The sequence below is a fragment of the Arthrobacter sp. 01T428 genome, from assembly GCF_056398685.1.
In genome coordinates this window covers 113,592-134,252 of record NZ_JBFTPW010000005.1, presented here as the reverse complement: position 1 = coordinate 134,252, position 20,661 = coordinate 113,592, and the positions used below count along the sequence as shown (strand labels likewise).

18 protein-coding genes are annotated in these 20,661 nt (G+C 64.1%); 6 read left to right on the top strand and 12 right to left on the bottom strand.

What is annotated here, in order from left to right; genetic code table 11:
* Positions 1-25: 25 nt before the first annotated feature.
* The 6 genes from AC1DJB_RS08290 to AC1DJB_RS08265 form a co-directional block, all read right to left on the bottom strand.
* Complete coding sequence (locus AC1DJB_RS08290; protein WP_284988539.1) at positions 26-604, bottom strand: TetR/AcrR family transcriptional regulator; 579 nt, start codon at positions 602-604, stop codon at positions 26-28.
* Between the two features lie 23 nt (positions 605-627).
* Entirely contained in the window at positions 628-1,908 is a 1,281-nt protein-coding gene (locus AC1DJB_RS08285; RefSeq protein ID WP_441432836.1) for an FAD-dependent oxidoreductase, read from the bottom strand.
* Between the two features lie 204 nt (positions 1,909-2,112).
* Positions 2,113-2,292 (bottom strand): hypothetical protein, encoded by a 180-nt coding sequence (locus tag AC1DJB_RS08280; protein ID WP_441432835.1) that lies wholly within the window; start codon positions 2,290-2,292, stop codon positions 2,113-2,115.
* A 160-nt stretch (positions 2,293-2,452) separates the two neighbouring features.
* Positions 2,453-4,444, bottom strand: a complete 1,992-nt coding sequence (locus AC1DJB_RS08275; RefSeq protein WP_441432834.1) for a penicillin-binding transpeptidase domain-containing protein — start codon at positions 4,442-4,444, stop codon at positions 2,453-2,455.
* A gap of 191 nt (positions 4,445-4,635) precedes the next feature.
* Entirely contained in the window at positions 4,636-5,295 is a 660-nt protein-coding gene (locus tag AC1DJB_RS08270; protein ID WP_284988543.1) for a response regulator transcription factor, read from the bottom strand.
* A complete protein-coding gene (locus AC1DJB_RS08265; protein ID WP_284988544.1) occupies positions 5,292-6,548 on the bottom strand; it encodes a sensor histidine kinase in 1,257 nt (418 codons plus the stop codon). The genes AC1DJB_RS08270 and AC1DJB_RS08265 overlap by 4 nt, the downstream gene beginning before the upstream one ends.
* Positions 6,549-6,817: 269 nt before the next feature.
* On the opposite strand from AC1DJB_RS08265, the gene AC1DJB_RS08260 reads away from it, so the two are divergent.
* On the top strand, positions 6,818-7,909 hold the full coding sequence (locus tag AC1DJB_RS08260) for an ABC transporter permease (RefSeq protein WP_441437806.1): 1,092 nt from the start codon (positions 6,818-6,820) through the stop codon (positions 7,907-7,909).
* Positions 7,910-7,948: 39 nt separating this feature from the next.
* Positions 7,949-8,647 carry an ABC transporter ATP-binding protein gene (locus tag AC1DJB_RS08255; protein WP_441432832.1) on the top strand — a complete coding sequence of 233 codons (699 nt, stop codon included), beginning with the start codon at positions 7,949-7,951 and terminating at the stop codon, positions 8,645-8,647.
* A 72-nt stretch (positions 8,648-8,719) separates the two neighbouring features.
* Here AC1DJB_RS08255 and AC1DJB_RS08250 read toward each other — a convergent pair whose 3' ends face one another.
* A complete protein-coding gene (locus AC1DJB_RS08250) occupies positions 8,720-9,112 on the bottom strand; it encodes a winged helix-turn-helix transcriptional regulator (protein ID WP_059388853.1) in 393 nt (130 codons plus the stop codon).
* 82 nt (positions 9,113-9,194) lie between these two features.
* Between AC1DJB_RS08250 and AC1DJB_RS08245 the strand changes: the two genes are divergently transcribed.
* Positions 9,195-9,800, top strand: coding sequence for an NAD(P)-dependent oxidoreductase (locus AC1DJB_RS08245; RefSeq protein WP_284751018.1), 606 nt, complete (start codon positions 9,195-9,197; stop codon positions 9,798-9,800).
* A gap of 200 nt (positions 9,801-10,000) precedes the next feature.
* Here AC1DJB_RS08245 and AC1DJB_RS08240 read toward each other — a convergent pair whose 3' ends face one another.
* From AC1DJB_RS08240 to AC1DJB_RS08220, 5 genes are all read right to left on the bottom strand, one after another.
* Positions 10,001-11,446, bottom strand: coding sequence for a phytoene desaturase family protein (locus AC1DJB_RS08240; RefSeq protein ID WP_476910134.1), 1,446 nt, complete (start codon positions 11,444-11,446; stop codon positions 10,001-10,003).
* Complete coding sequence (locus AC1DJB_RS08235; RefSeq protein WP_306963423.1) at positions 11,439-12,992, bottom strand: glycosyltransferase family 87 protein; 1,554 nt, start codon at positions 12,990-12,992, stop codon at positions 11,439-11,441. Before AC1DJB_RS08235 ends, AC1DJB_RS08240 begins: the two co-directional genes overlap by 8 nt.
* A 167-nt stretch (positions 12,993-13,159) precedes the next feature.
* A complete protein-coding gene (locus tag AC1DJB_RS08230; RefSeq protein WP_172465581.1) occupies positions 13,160-13,300 on the bottom strand; it encodes a hypothetical protein in 141 nt (46 codons plus the stop codon).
* A 580-nt stretch (positions 13,301-13,880) separates the two neighbouring features.
* A complete protein-coding gene (locus tag AC1DJB_RS08225) occupies positions 13,881-14,465 on the bottom strand; it encodes a histidine phosphatase family protein (protein ID WP_059388855.1) in 585 nt (194 codons plus the stop codon).
* Complete coding sequence (locus tag AC1DJB_RS08220; protein WP_441432830.1) at positions 14,466-15,962, bottom strand: CCA tRNA nucleotidyltransferase; 1,497 nt, start codon at positions 15,960-15,962, stop codon at positions 14,466-14,468.
* 216 nt (positions 15,963-16,178) lie between these two features.
* Here AC1DJB_RS08220 and AC1DJB_RS08215 point away from each other — a divergent pair, with 216 nt between their 5' ends.
* The 3 genes from AC1DJB_RS08215 to AC1DJB_RS08205 all read left to right on the top strand — a co-directional run bounded on the left by AC1DJB_RS08215 (position 16,179) and on the right by AC1DJB_RS08205 (position 20,614).
* Positions 16,179-16,679, top strand: a complete 501-nt coding sequence (locus AC1DJB_RS08215; protein ID WP_059388857.1) for an NUDIX hydrolase — start codon at positions 16,179-16,181, stop codon at positions 16,677-16,679.
* Positions 16,680-16,739: 60 nt separating this feature from the next.
* Positions 16,740-18,803, top strand: coding sequence for a murein biosynthesis integral membrane protein MurJ (murJ, locus tag AC1DJB_RS08210; protein ID WP_306963492.1), 2,064 nt, complete (start codon positions 16,740-16,742; stop codon positions 18,801-18,803).
* 143 nt (positions 18,804-18,946) lie between these two features.
* Positions 18,947-20,614 carry an ABC transporter substrate-binding protein gene (locus tag AC1DJB_RS08205; protein WP_441432829.1) on the top strand — a complete coding sequence of 556 codons (1,668 nt, stop codon included), beginning with the start codon at positions 18,947-18,949 and terminating at the stop codon, positions 20,612-20,614.
* Positions 20,615-20,661: the final 47 nt, after the last annotated feature.

The window sequence follows — 20,661 nt, the reverse complement described above, 5'->3', positions numbered from 1 at the left end:
CTTCCCACGGACCGCGGGGGACTCCTCAGCCGCCCAGGTGGTCCGCACCAACCGCGCCAGTGAGATACCGCTGGATTGTCGGCCCCAACGCCCGGACGACGACGGCGTGCGGCGCCGAGGCGATCGGCTCCAGTTTGACGAGGTATCGGGTCAGGATGAGTCCGGAAAGCTGCGATGCCACCAGGTTTCCGCGCCACGAGGCCTCTTCCGCAGGCACCCCCAGGCCCGCGAGAAGCGGTTTGATAGCGCGGTTCAGGATGAACTCGCGGACCAGCGCGGCACTCCACTCGTGCTGCATCGCCGTGCGCAAAACCGCGACGCCGGCTGCCCCCGCTGGCGAGTCCCACACGGTCAGGAAGCGTGTCACCAGCCTCTCCCCGACGTCCTCCCGTGGCCCGTTCAAGACAGCCGACACGTGGTCCTTGGGATCCACGGGTGATTCGAGCGCAGCCATGAACAGCTGCTCCTTGGTGCCGAAATGATGGTTGATCATGGACGGATCCACGCCGGCCTCGGCCGCGATGGCCCGGACTGTTGCGGCGTCATATCCTTTGCGGCTGAACTGTTCGCGGGCCGCCCTGAGAACTGCGTCCCGGCTGCTCACTTGTCCGGGGCGGCGCCCCCTGTTCACACCGGCTTCCGCGTCACGGCGGACTTCCGGCGCGCGAAATCGGGGGCGTGCTCCGGCCGCGGGCCGAAGGCGATCATGAGTGCTGGAAATTTCCGGAACCAAGGAACGTGGAGCGCGACAAAGACCACTGGACTCGGCGGGCCCATCAACCGGCCTTTCACAGCGGGACCGAAGACCGCTTTCTGAATGACAAGCTGCACATTCTGGATCACCACGGTGGGGAACCATCGCCGCTTCTGCACCGAAGCGAGATCTGACTCGCCAAGGGTGCCTTGAAGCAATGGGCGGGCGATGCGCTGGGCAGCGGCGACGGCATCCTGGATGGCGAGGTTGATCCCCACACCGCCCGCGGGAGACATGGCGTGGGCGGCGTCTCCGATGAGGAGCAGACCCGGCTTGTGCCACGGCTTGATCCGGTTGAGCTTCACGTCGAGCAAATGGAGATCGTCCATCGAGCTGATTTCGTCCACGCGGTCCGCGAGATCCGGGCGGATGCGGGCCACGCGGGCACGGAAGCTCTCCACCCCTTCTGCGCGCAATTGCGGGTCCTTGCCCTTCTCCGCGATGTAGGCGATCTGGTAAAAATCCTTGCGGGTCAGGCTGAGGAGGACATCGGCACCGGAGAAGCGGGGCATGATCGAGGCCAACTGTTCCTGCTCGTCCGCGTGCCGGGAGAGCCTGAACCACCAGGTGTCGAACGGCACGGGGAACTCGCGGGGGACCAGTCCTGCCTTTTGCCGGAGCACCGAGCCGCGGCCGTCGCATGCCACCGTCAACGTCGCGCGAAGCTCCCCCGTCCCGGTTTCGACGCCGGTTGCCGCGTCCCGGGTGCGGTACGCCACCCCGGCGACCTTCCCGCCGTCGTCGTACAGCAGGTCCGTGGCCTCAGTGTTCATCCGGAGCGTGAACTGCGGCTCCTGCTGGGCGGCGTCCACCAGGAAGTTCAGGAGGTCCCACTGCGGAACCATTGCTACGTAATCGTAAGGCGGCTTGAGGCGGTCGAAGTCGGCCAGGGTCACTTCCTTGCCGCCCGCCGGAAGTTTGAAATTGCCGAGCTTGCTCTGCGGCAAGGCCCGGAATCCTTCGCCCAGCCCGAGCTCATCCAAGAGCCGGATGGTGGAGGCATGGACGGTGTCGCCGCGGAAATCGCGCAGGAAGTCGGCATGCTTTTCGAGGACCGTGACCTCGACGCCTGCCCTTGCCAGCAAGAGTCCGAGCATCACGCCCGCGGGACCGCCACCCACGACGACGCATGTGGTGCTTTCAGGCTGGTTCATGGCCACTCCCGGAGTTGAACTTCATTGCCGCAACTAATTCAACAAGCGTTGAATTAAGTGTGCACCCGCCGGAAATAGCTGTCCAGAGGGCGCCCCTCCCCCCTGCGACGCTCGCTCACATATCGCCCCCTTTCGGGCGACCCTCGCTCACATATCGCGGCGAATCCCGTGCAGCTGGGCCTGCCGCGGTCAGGAAATGTTCCGTTACGAGCCGGTGCGGCCCGGGTACGGGGTGTGTGGCAAGTTCGCGATGATCGCTGCGAACAGGACAATGTAGGCAACGAAAAACAGGACCCATAAGATGAACAGGCCGATCCCCACCCAACCGAGGATCTTTCCATCCTGGGCCGCTACCCCGAATCCCTCGGCTTTCTTAGCCTGCATAATTGGCCAAGGGTCCGAAAACAACGCCCAATGAGAAGATTCCGATCACGCCGAACACGGCCGCCAGGCGCGCGTGCCTCATGCCCTCCATGTACCACTGCAACTGACCCATGCTCACAGGGCGCTGATCGGACGGTGGTGGGTCAGCGGTCTGCGACGCTCAGCCGGCCGCGGTCAGGAACGACTTGAGCAACGGGCCGCTGGTTGTTGCACCGAGGCCGCCGTCTTCCACGAACACTGCCACGGCGAGGTCTCCGTGCACTGCAACGATCCAGGCATGCGTCTTGGGCGGGTTGTCGTTTCCGAATTCGGCCGTCCCGGTCTTCGCGCCCACGGGCGCCCCCGGCACCGAGGCGAGAAAACCGGCGTGGCCGGAGGTCACCACAGCCCTCATCATGTCGCTAAGTGCTGCTGCCTCCGCCGGGGTGACCGGTTTGTCGGACGCCGGCGCTGCGGGAGACGCTGGCGCGGCCGGGGATTCCGACGACGACGGCGCGCCGGACGCCGTCGGGGTGGCACCCGCGGACGGTGAGACTGAGCCGGGGTTCAGGACAAGTTGCGGCGACACCGGCGCGCCATGTGCCACCGAACCGGCCATGATAGCTGCGGCGAGGGGAGAGAGCAGCACTTTGCCCTGGCCGATCATCGAAGCTGCGTGCTCGGTGCCGTCGGCGTTTCCCGGGACGGATCCCAGGAAGGCATCGGCCCCCAGCTTCGGGGCTTGGACTGCCACTCCCAATGAAGTTGCCGCCGACTCGAGCTGCGCTTGGCTGACCTTGTCCCTGGAACTGATGAAGGCCGTGTTGCACGAATGCGCGAAAGCGTCACGCAAAGCAACAGAACCAAGAGACGACGCCGGATAGCCTTCGGCGTTCTTGAAGGTCCGGCCGTCCACCGTAATTGTCGGCGTGCATTCCACCTTGGAATCCGGCGTCATTCCATTGCGGATCAAGGCGAGGGAATCGACGATCTTGAAGGTGGAACCCGGAGCGTATTGGCCCAGCATTGCCGTGTTGTAGCCGTTGCTTCCGGGCCCGGAGGCCGCTGCCAGGACGGCGCCGGTGGAGGGGCGGAGCGCCACAATTGCCGAGGCCGGGCCGACCCCGGCCAAGGTGTCTTCGGCGAGCTGTTGCAAGCGCGGATCCAGGGTGGTCTTCAGCGGATCGCCGGCCTTGGCGTCGGCGGCAAAAAGCACCCGGCGGGGGTCGGGCTTCGCGGCCTTGATCTGGTCGTCGGTCATGCCTTGCGGCCGGGCCTTGATGGAGACCCCATCCTGGCCACGGAGCTGGCTGTCGTATTGTTCCTCCAGGCCGCCGGTCCCGACGACATCTCCCGCCTTGAGGGCACCCCCGGCTTTTTGGATCTGTTCGGCGCTTGCCTCAGCGACGCTACCCAACACGGCGCGGGCGAAGGTACGCGTCGGTGCCAAAGGCAGGGAATCAGGAATGCCACGGGCCCCCGGAATCGCAGCAATCTGCTGGTCGGTGATCGTGCGGCCCTCTTGACGCAGGGTGATGGCACTGACAAATGCCTGTGGGCCGGACGCCTGGACCTGCTTCACATACGCGGCTTCGTCCACGCCGACCAGTTGCGCGAGCTTCGCCGCCGAAGCCGCGGGATCCGCCGATCCAATCGCGTTCTTGTCGATGCCCACCTGAACCACTGGACGGTAGCTGATCAATTTCGCGTCCCCTGCGCCAAGGATCTCGGCCCTGGATGGCGCAGTGACGGTCTTGTCCAGTACCTCGCCGTCCTTAAGATCCGGCTCCAAGAGTGCCGAATTCCATTGGACGGCCCATTTGTCGCCCGATTTCTTCAGGGCGGCCTGGGAGGTGTACTTCCACTCCGCAGTTCCGATCTTCCACGTGAAGTTGAGCGGAACCGAGGCTTTGTCGCCGTCGAGCTTTACCGCGCCGCTTTCAACCGAAGGCTTGGCCGGATCGAGGGCCGCGAACACCGCCTTGAGCTGTTCATTCGCCGCTGCGGCATCCTTGCCGTCGACGGCGAGCGATCCGACGTCGAGCGCCGCGAGGGACGACGCGAGCTGCTTGGCAGCGCCCTCCGCTCCGGAGCGGCCGTCATCACAAGCGGCCAGCGAGCCGGCGATCATCAGGGCGGCAAGCCCCAGGACAAGATTCTTGGTTTTCCCCATTTGCGCCATTATGCCTTCTCGGGCCGACAGGAATGATACAAATCACAGCACGTTGCGCTTTTGTGATGGTTGAGGCGCTCAAGAACCAGGCCTCGCCCAGCTAACTCGCAGTAAGTGTCGTTTTCGGGCCCCAAAACGACACTTGCCGCTAGTCAGTTGGGCCCGACAGGCACCCAGGCTGCGCGCCAACCCTACTGACTCCGGATGATCCTGCGCTGGGTTGCCGCCGCGATGGCCGCGGTCCGGTTGTCGACACCCAGCTTGCCGTAAATGTGCACCAAATGGGTCTTGACCGTGGCCTCGGAAATGAAGAGTTGCTTCGCCATCGCACGGTTGCTCATTCCGGTGGCGAGGAGTTCCACGAGTTGGACTTCACGCGCGCTCAGGGCGTGCACCGGATTGCGGATCCTGCCCATGAGCCGCGCGGCAACCTCGGGCGCAAGGGCCGTCTGACCCGCGGCCGCAGCCACCACGGCCTGCCGGATTTGCTCAGGTGGAGCGTCTTTGAGCATGTATCCGCTCGCTCCGGCTTCCACTGCGGCGAGGATGTCGGCGTCGTTGTCATATGTGGTCAGGATCAGGACCGGCGGCGGGGGAGTGCCCGCCTCACCGGCTTTGATCTTGCCGGTGGCGGTGACGCCGTCCATCCCCGAGCCCATTTGCAAGTCCATGAGGACTACGTCCACCGGTTCGCCGAGGGCGTGGAGCTTCGAGAGTTCCGCCAATGCGGCTCCGCCGTCGGCCGCTTCCGCCACGACCTGGACTCCTTCGAAGTCGGCAAGCATGGCCCGGAGCCCCGCCCGCACCACGGGATGATCGTCAACCAGCAAAACCCTGATGTTGTTGGTCATGGGGACGCCTCAAGGGCTGCGTTGCTAGTGCCCAGCGGCAGCCGGATTGCCACCACGGTCCCCTCGCCGGGAGCCGACTCGACGTCGAGCGTTCCATTCAGGGCCGCTAGCCGCTCGCGCAGGCTTTTGAGCCCGACGCCGGTTCCGTCGCCACGGGTTGCCGCGGCAGCGGCCGCTGCGGGATCGAAGCCCGCACCGTCGTCGAACACGTCCATGGTTACCTCGGCATCCAGGAAGGACAGGGTGACGACGGCGGTCCTCGCCTGGGCATGCGCCCACACGTTCGCCAGGGAAGACTGAGCCGCGCGCAACAAGGTGGTCTGGTAAGGGTTGGGCAGCGCCACTGGCGTGCCCTGGAGCTCGAAACGGCAGCGCAACGTAGCTCCGCGTGCGGCCGCCTCGGCCTCGGTCTTGGTGCAGAGGCGCCGCAGCGTGTCTGCGAGCGAGGACTCGACCAGCTCCGGGGACCCCAGTCCCCGGACAAAATTGCGGGCTTCCGCCAGGTTGCTGGCCGCTGTCTCGCGGACAGTCCTGAGCCGATCGCGGGCCGCGGCGTTGTCACCGGCGTCGAGGGCTTTCTCCGCCGAGCGCCCCATCAAGACGATGCTCGAGAATCCCTGTGCCAAGGTGTCGTGTATTTCACGTGCGAGCCTTTCGCGCTCGGCCAGCGCACCGGCGTCGTGCTGGCTTTGTGCCAGCTCGGCCCGGGTCCGGCGCAATTCCTCAGCGGCGAGTCGCTGGTTCTCCGCCTCGACGTACAGCGCCCGATACGCCAGGCCGGTGACAACCGCGAAGGCGGCCCCGAAAAGAGGCCCGAGGACCATGGCAAGTTGCAGGGCATCCGCCCCGGCACCACGGTTGTGGAACCACATCGCCGCGATCAGGAGTGCGGTGCTGACAGCAATCGCGGGGAGGGCGATGCGCCGCGGCAGGATATGCAGTTGCAGGAAGAACAACGGGAAAGCTATCCAAGCGAAATCCGGACTGATGAGCATGAGCAGCAGCCACAGGAAACCAACGACGGCGAGCCACCACCGCGCGTAAGGCTTCGGATCGAAGCGCTCAGGATGGCCGGCGTGCCTCTTTTCAAGGACCGTCCCCAAGAGGTAGACGGCAGCCAGCAGCAGGGCAAGGCCGAGGCCTGCCCAAGTGGCGAAGGGCGAAAGGCCCGCGATCGCAAGCCTGACGACTGCCACGAAGAGAAGCACCGCAAAACCAACGTGCAGGCTGACGCGCAGGACGCGCAAAATCATGGCCGAGCCACTTGGCTGCTGATGTGGCGCTGGCTGCGGCTGCGCCGTGGGTTGGGGCGAATCGTCTCCCTGCATGCCTTCCAGCGTAGCCTCGCCCGCCGACACTTTTACCCCGATTCGGCGGTATGCGGGCCCAATCAACCGAATGGTTGATCCGCGGGTCAATCAAGGCGACCGGAGGAGTCCATCCACTTCCCGATGTTTCACGCGCCCCCTGCCCGGAGAGTTGAAACAGGACCAGAAGATCGCCTCCGACCCAAAGGAATTCCATGTTTCTCGCCATACGCGACATCCGCTTCGCCAAGGGCCGCTTCGCCCTCATGGGAAGTGTCGTCGCCCTCATCACACTCCTCCTCGTCATGCTCTCCGGGCTTACAGCGGGCCTTGGCAACCAGTCGACGTCGGCCATCGCGGCCCTTCCTGTGCAGCAAATTGCCTTCGGCGCGCCGGCTGGAGCCGAGGCCAAGGCCTCCTATACGGAATCGGAGGTCTCCAACAAGCAGCTCGAAGCTTGGCGGAACCGGCCGGGTGTTGCCTCTGCCGAAGCCATTGGTATTAGCCAGACGCGGTTCCAGTCCCTCGATTCCGCCAATAATGCTGCCGGCACTGCGAACGTGGCGGTCTTCGGGGCCGACGGCGACATCTCACCTGTGGCGGTGAAGGAAGGCGAGGTGGTGGTCGGGGAGTCCTTGGCGAAGGAACTCTTGCTGAGTACCGGGAGCAGGGTGACGGTAGGCGGTACGGGTCTGACGGTTTCCGTCATCACCCAGGACGAGTGGTATTCACACACCGGAGTCGTCTGGACCTCCCGGGCTACGTGGCAGAAGCTCGCACATATTCCTGCCGGGGAATCGATTGGGACAGTTCTTGCCGTGGAGTACGACGCCGGAGCCACCGTGGATCTTGACGCCGCCAATGCGGTGGCAGGCACTGTCAGCGCCACCCCGAGCGGCTCGTTCCAGGCCCTCGGCTCCTACAAGAGCGAAAACGGCTCCCTCATGCTCATGCAGGCCTTCCTCTATGGCATCTCCGCGCTTGTCATCGTTGCATTCCTGACCGTCTGGACTGTCCAGCGCACGCGCGACATCGCGGTGCTCAAGGCCATGGGCGCCTCGTCCGGCTACGTGGTGCGGGACGCGCTGGTCCAAGCAGGAATCGTCTTGCTCGCCGGCGCGGGACTGGGTGGCGGCCTTGGCGTTCTGGGCGGCTTCTTTGCTGCCAAGGCGGCCCCGTTCCTCGTGAACCCGATAACTACCCTCGTCCCGATCGCCGGGATCGTGCTCCTTGGGCTTGGCGGTGCGGCGCTGGCAGTACGCAGCATCACCAGAGTGGATCCGCTTATTGCCCTCGGCGGCAACTAGGCCAGCCCCGAAACTTAATATTCCACGAAAGGCATATCAATGAACCCCGTACTCAACCTCGTCAACGTCACCTTGGAGTATCCGGACGGCGATTCCACCCTCAAGGCCCTGGATGCCGTGGATCTCAGCGTGGACGCCGGCGAATTCTTTTCCCTCGTGGGCCCGTCCGGCTCCGGGAAGTCCTCGCTTCTCGCGGTGGCGGCAACTTTGGTCCGGCCGGGTTCCGGGCTCGTTATCGTCGACGGCACGGTTGCCACGGAACTCAAGGACACCGAACTCACTGCCCTGCGCCGGGAAAAGGTGCGCATCATCTTCCAGCAACCCAACCTCCTGCCTTCGCTGACCGCCGTCGAGCAGTTGATCCTCGGCGACCATTTCCGGGGGAAGCCGGCCAAAGCGGCCCGCAAGCGCGCTACGGAACTGCTCGACGTCGTCGGGCTCGGGCCTTCTCTCGCTAAGCGGCCGCACCAGCTCTCGGGAGGCCAGCGGCAGCGCGTGAATATCGCGAGGGCGCTCATGGGCCAACCCAAGGTGCTGCTCGTCGACGAGCCGACCGCGGCCTTGGATCACGAGCGTAGTGAATCGATCGTGCGGCTGCTGCGCCAGGTCACGGACGAGTTCGCGACGGCGACCGTCATGGTCACGCACGACACCGAGTTCCTGCCGCTCACCGATTCGGTCGCGACCATGAGGGACGGGCGCCTCGGTGCGCGCGTCCCCGTCGGGACACCCAACTGACTCGCATTTGTTGTCGTTCTGAGCCCTCAAAACGACAACAAATGCGAGTCAGTTGGGCGAAAGCGCGAACGGTCAGCCCCCGATGACAGCCTCGTCCTGGGCATCGTCATAGGCATCGCGGGCCTTGAGAATGCTGGGCACATGGTCCTCCGCCCAGAGACGCAGCAGGGTCAAAGGCTCCAGCAGGGAAGCTCCAAGCTCGGTCAGTTCGTAGTCGACGCGCGGAGGCACCTGAGCGTGGACGGTCCGGGTGATGAGACCGTCGCGCTCAAGGGTTCGAAGGGTCTGGGTGAGCACCTTGGGCGTCACGACGTGGACCATCTTACGAAGCTCGGAGAAACGGATGGGACCGTCCGCGAGGACCTGGACTACCAACGAAGCCCATTTGTCACCGATGCGCTGAAAGATCACCCGGGACGGGCAATCAGGGTCGAGGACGTTTGCCGATAGGTCATTGGTATCCATGAGGTAACTAAGTTCCTTTGAAGCTATCAGTATCAATTAGATACTGTTTTGATATTGCAAGGATAGCAACCCAAGGAGAGTCATGAAAATCGCAGTCTACGGCGCAACAGGCATGGTCGGAAGCCAGATCGTCAACGAATCGCTCACCCGCGGCCACGAAGTCACCGCTATCTCCCGCAAGGGCTCGGAGGTTGCCGGAGCGAAGGCCCTCGCTGCCGATCTCGCTGATGGCCAGAGTTTCGCGGAGATCGCCAAAGAGCACGACGCCGTCATCCTCGCCACCGGGCCGAGCCGCACCGGCGGCGACCACGGAGAGTGGCTTGCGGCAATGGACACCGCCTACAGCAACGCAGAAGGCACCCGCCTCATGATCGTGGGCGGAGCAGGCACGCTGGAGATCGACGGCGTTCGCCTCCTCGATTCGCCCGACTTCCCTGAGGCCTATAAGGCCGAAGCAACCACGGCGGCCGCAGCATTCGCCGCCGTCAAGGAAGCTCCAGAGAGCCTGGACTGGACAGTGCTCGCACCCGCGCCTGTCATCCAGCCAGGTGAGCGCACGGGAAAGTACTCCACTGCCAAGGATTCCCCAGCAGGCAACACCATCTCCACCCAGGACTACGCCGTAGCCATGCTGGACGAAATCGAAACTCCTGCCCACCGCCGGGCCCGCTTCACGGCAGCCAACTAACCCAACGCTCGCTCACGTATAACGGCCCATTTGCCAACGCTCGCTCACATTTGAGGGAAAAGCACCGATCGCTCCTGCAGATCATCTGCAGGAGCGATCCGCCGGTCGGCCTCATAGGTGAGCGAGCGTTTCGAATTTCGACGGCATAGGTGAGCGAGCGTCGAGGAAAAAGGGCAGATACGTGAGCGAGCGTCGAGGGGTTACGCGCCCAAACCCAGCCCGGGTACCTGCAGTCCAAACATGTCCTTCAAGGCATATTTGGCAGCGTGATACCCGGGCATTCCTGTTACTCCGGGTCCTGGGGGCGTGGACGAGGAGCACAAATACACCCCCGGCAAAGGGGTCCGCCACGGTACCGGAAAGAGCACGGGACGCTGCACGAGCCCTCGAATGTCCATAACGCCCGCGCTGAAATCGCCGCCTAGATAGTTCGCGTTGTAGCCGGCCAAGCCTGCCGCCGTCGTCGTCTTCCAGCCAACCACCACGTCGCGGAAGCCCGGCGCGAATTCCTCGATCCGGGACATGACCGCCTCGGCCATGTCCGTGGTCGAACCCTTGGGTACGTGGCAGTAGGACCAGAGAATGTGCCGCCCAGCGGGGGCCCGCCCGGGATCCACGATGGAGGGCTGGGCCACCAAGACGTAGGGCTTCTTGGGATGTCGGCCGGCCGCTACCAAGTTCTCGGCCTCGGCCATAGCGGCGCGCGTGCCACCCACGTGCACTGTCCCGGCGGCTGCCAGCCCCGGAGCTGCCCAAGGCACCGGCCCGGACAGGATGAAATCGACCTTGCACGCTGCATTCCCGAAACGGAATGTTTCAAGCGACCGCCGGTAGCGATCGGGAAGCGCCGCACCCGCCATGCGCAGCAGTCCTGGGGGCGCAACGTCCAGCAGGATCGCCTTCGCGGGACGCAACTCTTGCAGTGCGTCTATTTGCACCCCGGTTTCAATCACTCCGCCGTGGGCCTCGATGTCCCGGACCATGGCCTCCGCAATAGCAACGGAGCCACCAACGGGAATGGGCCACCCGCCGGCATGAGCCAACCCACCCAGAAGGAGTCCCGCCCCCGCGGCAGCGAGCGAAGGCAGGGGAGCGACGGCGTGCGCCGCGACCCCGGTCAGGAGTGCGGGAGCCGCATCCCCGGCGAAGCGCCGGTTCCACCACGGCGAACCCTGCTCCAAGGTTGCAAGGCCGAGTCGCAACGCCGCCACCGGATCGGCAGGCATCCGCAGCAATTGGTTCTGCGTCACGTCCAGCACCCCGCCGAGCCGCTCCACCAGCGGTCCCAACAGGTGCGTAAACGCAGCTCCGTCGGCCCCGAGTTCAGAAGCGGTCCGCTCCAGTGAGCGATACGCGAGGGCTGCCCTGCCGCCGTCGAGCGGAGTTCCGTATTGGACCTCAGGCAAACGCAGCTCCACGCGCCGCTCGAGTTCGAATTCCCGGAAGAAACGCGAAGCCAGCGCCATCGGATGGACCGCGGAACAGACGTCGTGGACGTGCCCCGGTTCCAGCAGTTCTGCCGTCCGCGTGCCCCCACCGATCGTCTCGGCGGCCTCGTAGACCCGTACAGCCAGTCCCGCGCGGGCCATGACTACCGCTGCGGCCAAGCCGTTCGGTCCGGAGCCGACGACGGCGACCTCAGCCATCGCGTTCGGCCTCGCCGTGCGTAGACGGCACTGAGTCGTGCCCGGGCGGCGCGGCGTGGTCAGTCGCCCGGGACGCACCCGAGAGCACAGTCGCCCTCCGCCAAGGCAGCACTGATGCCGCCGGACTCTTGAGGTCTATCCGGAACCAATCCTGGGCCCCGTTGAACACACCACCGTGAGGATCATCCACCCCCTGGACTCGGAGGGGATCCAGATGGGGTTCCCAGATGTCCCACGCAACCCGCAGCATCAAATATGCCGTCGCGGCCATGTGTAGCATCACGGCCATGACGTAATACGGCATATCGATATTGTTCTGCGCGGCCCCGCCGCTGCTCGTCTGGCCCAGATACATCCATGTGGCGGTCCAATGCAACGCCTCGGCGGCCTGCCAGAGCAGGAAATCGCGCCAGTTGGGTCTCGCCAAAGCCAGCAATGGCACTAGCCAGAGCACATATTGCGGCGAATAGACCTTATTGCTCAGGATGAAGGCCGCCACTATCAGGAACGTCAACTGGGCTAGCCGCGGGCGCCGTGGCGCTGTCAGCGCCAATCCAGCAATCAAAACGCAGGCAATGAGGAACATGTCCATCGCCAGGGCATTGATGGCTTCCGGGCCAAGCTGCACCAGTTGAAGTCGCTCCGCAACGAGGTTGTAGGCGAACCAGGGCGAGCTGTAACCCGCGGGGCGATCGCGGGTGTAGTCGAAAAAGTAGCGCCAGCCGGCCGGATTGACCGCTGCGACCGGCACATTGACTGCCAACCAAGCCACCGTCGCGGCCAGGGTGGTCACAAACAGGACCCGCAGCCGGCCGGTGCGTAGCGCGAGCAGAAGAACTGCGCCCAGTATGAGCAGCGGATAGAGCTTGGTTGCCGTCCCCAAACCGATGAACAGACCGGCCAGGACGGGACGTTCCTTAGCGAAAAAGTACATCCCCACCGCAAGCATGGCCACCGCCCACATGTCCCAATTGATGACTCCGGCCAGCACAATCCCGGGCGCCAGGGCCACCATGGCCGCGTCCCACGGCCGGCGCCGGTTGATGCGTGCGGTGGCCAGGACAACCACGATCCACATGGCCGCAATCAGCGTGGCATTCACATCGAAATAGCCAAGGATCCGGTCCGGGCTGGCACCGCGCCCTGGCACGAGCCATGCAGTGATACCCGCTATCAGCCCGGTGATCACGGGATATTCGAAGAGGGCCTTCTGGTCGAAGAGCGGAAACACGCCATCTGCAAGGCCCCGGCTGCTGAAAAGTTCGGGGAAATCCGAGTAGCAGGTGGCGTAGAACTGCTGCGGAGTGTGCCAGCCGTTAACGCGGCAATAGCCCTTGATCAGTATCGACAGGAGTGCCGCAACGATCGTGAGGATAATCAGGACCCGTTCAACCGTGAAGAATCCCGGGGAGACCGCTCCAGGCGAGGACCGCTGCCCGAGGGGTCCTCCGATCAACTCGGTGAAGCTCCTGAGCAAGGAATCACTACGGCTGGGAACCACAAAGCGAGCACGTTTTTCCTGGCTGTGCGGCTTCGTCTCCTGCATGGAATCGAGCTTAGCGCAGGCGCGGGGGACGGGATCCGGCCGAGGACAGCCCTTCCCAACTCGGGCCCTTAAAAGGCGGAAGCCCACGCATAGCCGCGTGGGCTTCCGAGGCGAACGGTCCGATGTGTGCCATCAGTCCCTCCTGAAGTGCAATGGTGGGGGGACACTTAGCGGATGATGCCCATTTGGTGCAGGACGACGTAGACATCTTCGCGGCGTTGATCCAGCAGTTGTCCGTTGAAGAGGGTCTTGTCTTTGACGACGGGCTTGCCGTTGAAGACCATCAGGTCCTTGAGGCGCTTGGCCAAGGTTCACCTCCTTTCGTAGTGAAGAGAATTGCCGGAATTCGGGCATGACAATTAAGCCCCCCTGAATTCGAAGAAAACAAAGGCGGAATTAGGCATGTGAATGCCGGCGATGGTGGGTGGATTAAGCGGATCTATCGAATGACCGTAAACAGTACCGAAGCGTGGAGTTCCGGTACCTGGTATCCAGGGGGCAGCCGTCCCCAACAAGAAGCTGGTTCCGAACTATGAGGAAACTGCGCACCACGTCGATCGCGTGATACCGCTCATGCCAGGCCCGACTCGAAGCCTGTTGCACTGTGAACCGCCCCGAGGAATCAGGGGAGGAAGTACATCAGGGGGAGTTAGGCCGCAAAACGGCGTCGAGCAGCAAAGGCCGGGGTGCCAGCAACGGTCATCTTCCATCCGCTAGTCAAAGTAATCATTTTCCCAACCTCCTTTTCTGCTTTGGCACTACCGCAGTTGACTGACTGGATAGTGCACGCCTCAATCCCGGCGAATCGCTCTGGGATCAAAAATAAAGTTACACCATGAATCGCACTGTTGACCAGCCAATTACAAAGAATTTAGAAATTAATTCTTCCTACAGTCCCCAGCGAAGAATGGCAGGCGTCCGCTTGTCCCATCCCAAGGTACAAACTTTGGCTGTTCCCAGGACAAAATGGCGTCCTTCCCGGGCATCCAATTCAAGCCAGCGGGCCGTGAGGATGCGGGAGAAATGGCCGTGGGCCACAATCAGGACGTTGTCCATTCCGGACTCGAGGACGCGGGCAATGATCTTGTCGGCACGGGCTGCCACGGAGTCGAGAGTCTCGCCGTTGGGAACGCCGTCGAACCAGATGAGGTAGTCAGGGTTGTCTTTGCGGATGAGGTCCGAGCTGATGCCTTCGTAGTCGCCGTAGTTCCACTCCACAGCGAGCGGTTCATGAACGGCGTCGGGGAAGCCCGCCAACTCCGCGGTACGCCGGGCTCGGCGCAGCGGCGATGTCAGGACCAGGTCGAAGTCGATGCCTTCCAGGATCTTGCGGGCTTCCACCGCCTGCTGTTCGCCTTCCACCGTCAAGGGAAGGTCCGTCAAACCGGTGTATTGGCCACTCTTGGACCATTCGGTCTCGCCGTGACGCATGATCCAGAGCTGTGGCCGGGAAGGCTTGGCTGCAGGGTTCACTTAGGACTCCTCTGGTTCGGCGGTGCCTGCTTTGGCATCGACGGCTGGTTCCGATGAAAGTTCGACGGCGGACTCGGGTTGCCCGGCCCACCACGCCAGGAGCTTGGACTCGGCCTCCTCCTGGGACAGCGGACCGTTTTCCATGCGCTCCTCCAGCAGGAACTTGTAGGCGCGGCCAACCACGGGCCCGGGTTTGAGTCCCAGCAAAGCCATGATCTGCGCTCCGTCCAAGTCAGGCCGGATGGCATTGAGCGATTCCTGTTCGGCCAGGACCTCAATCCGTTGCTCAAGGTCATCGTAGGCAAAAGAGAGCCGCTCCGCCTTGCGCTGGTTACGCGTGGTGACGTCGGACCGGGTGAGTCGGTGCAGGCGCTCCAACAAGGGGCCGGCGTCGGCGACGTAACGGCGGACCGCGGAATCGGTCCAGCCCGCGTCTCCGTAGCCGTAGAAACGCATGTGAAGCTCCACAAGCCGGGCCACGGCCTTGATGGTGTCATTGTCGAAGCGCAGGGCCTTCATGCGTTTTGCGGTCAGCTTGGAGCCCACCATGTCGTGGTGGCGGAAGCTCACCGCGCCGCCCGGTTCGAAACGGCGCGTCGCCGGCTTGCCGACGTCGTGCATCAACGCGGCGAAGCGCAACACAAAGTCCGGACCAGGCGCCGGGCCGTCCGGGCCCGTCTCGAGCGACGCGGCTTGCTCCAGGACCTGCAGGGAGTGTTGGTAGACATCCTTGTGGCGGTGATGCTCATCGGCTTCAAGGCGCAGCGCGGAAACCTCGGGGAGGACGAATTCGGCCAGTCCGGTCTCCACGAGGAGGTCTATGCCCGCACGCGGGTGCGCACCGTTGACGAGCTTGACGAGTTCCTCGCGCACGCGTTCGGCGGAAATGATCTTGATCCGCTCGGCCATGCCGGACATGGCGAGGCGGACGTCGTCGTGCACTGCGACGCCGAGCTGCGCGGCAAAGCGGGCAGCACGCATCATGCGCAGGGGATCGTCGGAGAATGACGATTCGGGAGAGCCAGGGGTAGCAAGCACCGAGGCGTGGAGGTCGCGGACCCCGCCGAATGGATCCACGAGTTCCAAGGAGGGCAGCCGGAGCGCCATGGCGTTGATGGTGAAGTCGCGGCGTAGGAGGTCGTCCAGGAGCGAGGAGCCGAAGGCCACCGCGGGCTTGCGGGAATCGGCGTCGTAGGCCTCGGCGCGGTAGGTGGTGATCTCGATCTGGAAGCCGGACTTCTTCATCCCGATCGTTCCAAAAGCGCGGCCGATCTCCCAGAAATTGTCGGCCCACCTCTTGATGATGGAAAGGGTCTGGTCCGGCGTGGCGTCGGTGGTGAAATCCAGGTCCGGCGAAACACGGCCCAGGAAGAGGTCACGCACGGGCCCGCCAACCAGCGACAGTTCGAAGCCAGCGTCCACAAACCGCTGGCCGAGGTCCAGGACCACTGGATCCATCTGGAAATTGACTGAAGAACTGTCCAATACTTGCGCCATAGTTCCTTAAGCTTGTCAGATTTCGCTGCGCCATCCCACCGGATCCTTGTCATTGCGCTGCGATTGCATGGCGACTGCACCGGGATCACGGCCGAACGCCATCCGCACGTCACCCTGAGTCCATGTCCCGGTCATCACCAACGGGCAAGAGTCGTTAGAGTGGACTTCATGGCCAACCCGATCCCGAGTGCTCCTGGCAGGAGGACGAACGCACCATTGCCGTCGGCAATTGGTGCCCACGTCGCGCCCGCTCCGCACCCGGCACAGGCCGCCCTTCCGACCGTGGAAGAAGTCTCCGCCGGCGGCGTCGTAGTGGACACGTCCGACGGCGAACTGAGGGTTGCGATCATCGCCCGCCTTAATAGGGGTGGCCGGCTCGAGTGGTGCCTGCCGAAGGGGCACCCGGAGGGCAAGGAAAACAACGAAGAAGCAGCCGTGCGCGAGATTGCGGAGGAGACCGGGATCGAAGGCAACGTCCTCGCTCCGCTCGGCAGCATCGACTACTGGTTCACCGTAAGCGGGCACCGCGTGCACAAAACGGTGCACCATTTCCTCCTGCGTGCGACGGGCGGAGAGCTGACCATCGAGAACGATCCCGACCAAGAGGCCATCGATGCCGCTTGGGTTCCGCTCCAGGAATTGGCCCGCAAGTTGTCCTTTCCCAATGAGCGGCGCATCGCCGATCTTGCCCGGGAAGTCCTGCCCGAACACCTCTAACGCGGCCTTTTATATGGTCTTGACGCATCAGGCAGCCCGGCTCATGGGACGATAATGACAATGTCTGCCGCCAAAACAACCCAGTCAACCCAGTCCGGAGAAACCCGTTCCAGCGCCGTCATGGCCGCAGGGACGCTCGTTTCACGGTTCCTCGGCTTCGCCAAAACCTGGATGCTTGGCGCCGCGCTGGGCCTGGGATCGACGGTTAACGACACGTTCATCAACGCCAACAACCTGCCCAACCTGATCTTCCTCCTGGTGGCGGGCGGTGTGTTCAACGCCGTGCTTGTCCCGCAAATCATCAAAGCCAGCAAGGGCCCGGACCGCGGCGCGGACTACATCAGCCGGCTCCTGACGCTGGCGGTGCTGGTTCTCTTGGCGCTGACGGCGCTGGTCACACTGGCCGCGCCGATCGTTATCGACCTCACGACCCAGGGCTATTCACCCCAGCAGAAATCGCTGGCCGTAACCTTCGCGTTCTATTGCCTGCCGCAGATCTTCTTCTACGGTTTGTATGCGCTCCTGACCCAGGTCCTCAACGCCAACGGCGCCTTCGGGCCCGCCATGTGGGCGCCGATCCTGAACAATGTGGTGGCCATCGCTGGACTGGGCATGTTCATCTGGATCCTCGGCGCCAACATCACCAACCCCCACACTTTGGACAATTGGGGACCTTTCCAGACCTTCCTGATCGCGGGATTCTCGACCGTCGGCGTGATCGCGCAGACCGCCATACTCCTCGTCCCGGTGATCCGCCTGAGGCTCGGGCTCCGGCCGCGTTTCGGCTGGCGGGGCGTGGGACTGGGCCAGGCAGCAAAACTGAGCGTCTGGACGCTCCTGACCGCCGCCGTCGGGCAGCTCGCTTTCCTTTACGTCATGAGGATTGCCACGATTCCCGGCTCCGAGCGGCTCCGCCTGGCGCACGAAGGGGACCCTGCTGCCGCCACCCTCCCCGGTAACGCGGTCCTGGAAGTCGCCAGCCAGCTGTACTTGCTCCCGCACTCGATCATCGCGTTGTCGCTCGCCACGGTGCTGTTCAACCGGATGGCCCACGCCTCCCAGGCAGGCAACAAAGCCGAGCTCCGCGAAGCACTTTCGCACGGGCTGCGGACCATGGCCGTCGCCACTGTCTTCGGGGCACTGGCCCTGTTCGCCCTCGCCGGACCGCTGGGCATGTTCTTCTCCGGCGGGAACCCCCAGGACGGCGTCATGCTCGCCCAGACGCTGACGATCCTCGCGCTGAGCACGCCGTTCATGAGCGCCAACTTCATGATGTCCCGGGTCTTCTACGCCAACGAAGACGCCCGGACGCCCTTCTACATCCAGCTCATGCTGGCCCTGCTCAACGTTGTGGGCGCGTTCATCATCCAATTCCTGCCGGTGGGCCGGATCATCTTCGCGATCGCCGTCCTGTATACGCTCGGCAATATCCTTTCCGTGGTCATCAGCGTCTGGTTCCTGCGTCGCCTCCTCGGCCACGTGGACGGCCCCCGGATCGCAAACTCGTACATTCGCATGGGCTACGCCGCTCTGGGATCGGCGATCGCCGGCGCCTTGGCCCTATGGCTCCTGGGCAGCTATCACGCTGACGGCTTCGCCTGGAGCAGCAGGCTCGCCGCTTTGGTGACGGTGGTCGTCGTCGGCCCCGTCATGCTCGTTGCGTATCTGTTCCTCCTGCGCGTCTTCCACGTCAGTGAGCTGCGCGATTTGCTCCGCCCGGTGCTCGGCCGGCTCGGCCGGGGAGTTCCGGTCGCCAAGGCACCGTCCGCGGGCGGAAAGCAGCCCACGACGGCGGTCCGCGCCACAGTTTCGGACGACACCGGGCTCATTCCGCGCATCTCGGGCGAGTTCGACGCCGCATCCTTCCGCGCCGGACCCGCCTTGCAGACAATCCCTTCCAAGGACGGGTGGGATGACGTCCGCGATGGAGCTACTGCCGAAGGGAAAGATAAGGTGGACGCTTGGTCCGACGTCGAGAAGGCATACCTGCCCGATGAAGACATCCCCAGCACCGCGCAGGGGGCCGCAGGCCGCCCAGGCATCCCGTTGCCCGGCCGCCGCACCTATCAGGGGACGCTGGGAAACAACCCCTATTTCCGCGGTGGACCCCGCCGCAAAAGGTGACGCATCCTCGCAAACCGGGAGCCAGAACGGCCCAATCAGCTAGGATCAGAAACTAATACAGGTAGTTGCAGACCACGGGTCACCCGGCTGGCCGGATCCCGTATTCAGGACCCGCAGCTTCCGGACAGTCATAGGAGGAACCCGTGTCCCACCCGATCGATGTCGGATCAGTGCTTGGCGGCCGCTACAAAGTCACAGCCACCGTCTTGACTTCGCACGACCAAGATCTGGTGCTCGACGGCGTGGACCAGGTCCTCAACAGACCCGTCAGCATCCTCGTGGCGGGCCCCGGAAACGCCGATCAGGTTGCCAAGAGCGCCCGCGAGGTAGCCACTGGCGAACGGCCCGGGCATGTCCAGATCCTCGATCTCGGCGTCAGCGACAGCACCACGTACCTCATCACCAACCACAGCAGCGCTCCTGACCTGCTGGACCTCGTGGTGGCTACCAACCCGCCTTACGTCGAACCGTTCTTCACGGACACCCTCGGCAGCGAGATCTTCGGCCAGGCCCGGTCCCACGAGCCCGAGACCTACGACGGACTGTACGACGACGAAGAGCACGACGCCGAGTACATCAGTTACGACGAGGTCGAGCCGAATCCGGCCGGCGAACCACTACCAGGCGCCGCGTCACCCGCGGACCCGCGCCGCCCGGTGGTTCCTCCCATGCCCGCCAGCCGGCCGGCGTCGGCCCCGGGAGGCATCGGTTCCCGGATCGCCGCTGCGGCAGCCGGAGCAGGGGCGGCTGCCGCTGCGGCCGCGGCCGCCGTTAAGGGCACCGGCAAGTCAAACAGCGACGACGTCGAAGCCGCACCTTCCGGGGGGCCCGGATCCGCTTCGGCTGCCGCCCCATCGAACCGGGCCGATGAGTCTAACCGGACCGCTCCCCAGCAAATCCAGGCGCCCCCTGCCACGCAGGCTGTTCAAGCGTCCTCCCCTCCGGCGCCTACCTCAGCGAACCCGGCCCAGGAATCCAAGGTCTCCCTCTGGTCCGAAGACGACTACGGCTTCGTTAACGACGACGCCCGCTCCCGCGGCGCAGGCGCTTCCCGCGAAGCGGCTGCCGCTACCGGGGGATACAGCCGAGGAGCATCGAGCTTCCCGTCGACTGCGCGTGAGCAGGCAGAGCCGCTCGACGAGGACGAATACTACGACGAGGAACCAGTACGCGAGCCCCGTTCCTTCCGTTGGCTCGTGGGCGGGGTCCTTGCCGCCGTCTTGATCGTGGGTTTGATCCTGGCAGTCACCAACCTCGGCAACCTGATCCCCGGCGGGCCGCCTGCTGCCAAGCAATCCTCCACAGCGTCCCAAACGGTGACCGGCCAGCCGAGCAGCAGCGCATCAGCACCTCCGGTCGCAGCGCCTCCGGCCATTGATGGAGTCACTCGCATGGGCGATTTCGAGTTCGCTGCGACCTACGACAAAGACCTGGTCAAGGCTTACGACGGCAATGCCGCGAGTTACTGGTCGGACATGGAGTTCGCCACTGCGGACTGGGGTGGACTCGCTCCTGATGGAGTTTCGCTGCTCGTCAAGCTCAAGGCACCCTCGCAAGTGACATCCGTCACATTGAGCCAGTTGGGCGCTTCCGGTGGAAACATCAACGTTTATACCAACGATCGTCCGGCTATGGACGGCGCCAAATTGGTTGGCACCAACAGCTTCACCTCACCGGAGCTCACCATGCCGCTCAGTTCCCCTGTAACGGCCCAATACGTCATCATCTCCATTAAGTCCCTGCCCAAGCTGACCGCGCCGAAGACGCGCTACGGTTTCGGCCTGCGCCTTGCGGAGATCAAGGTCCAGTAGCCGACGGCGGGAAGACCCTTCGGCCGCTTGTCACCGCTCTGGCGTTT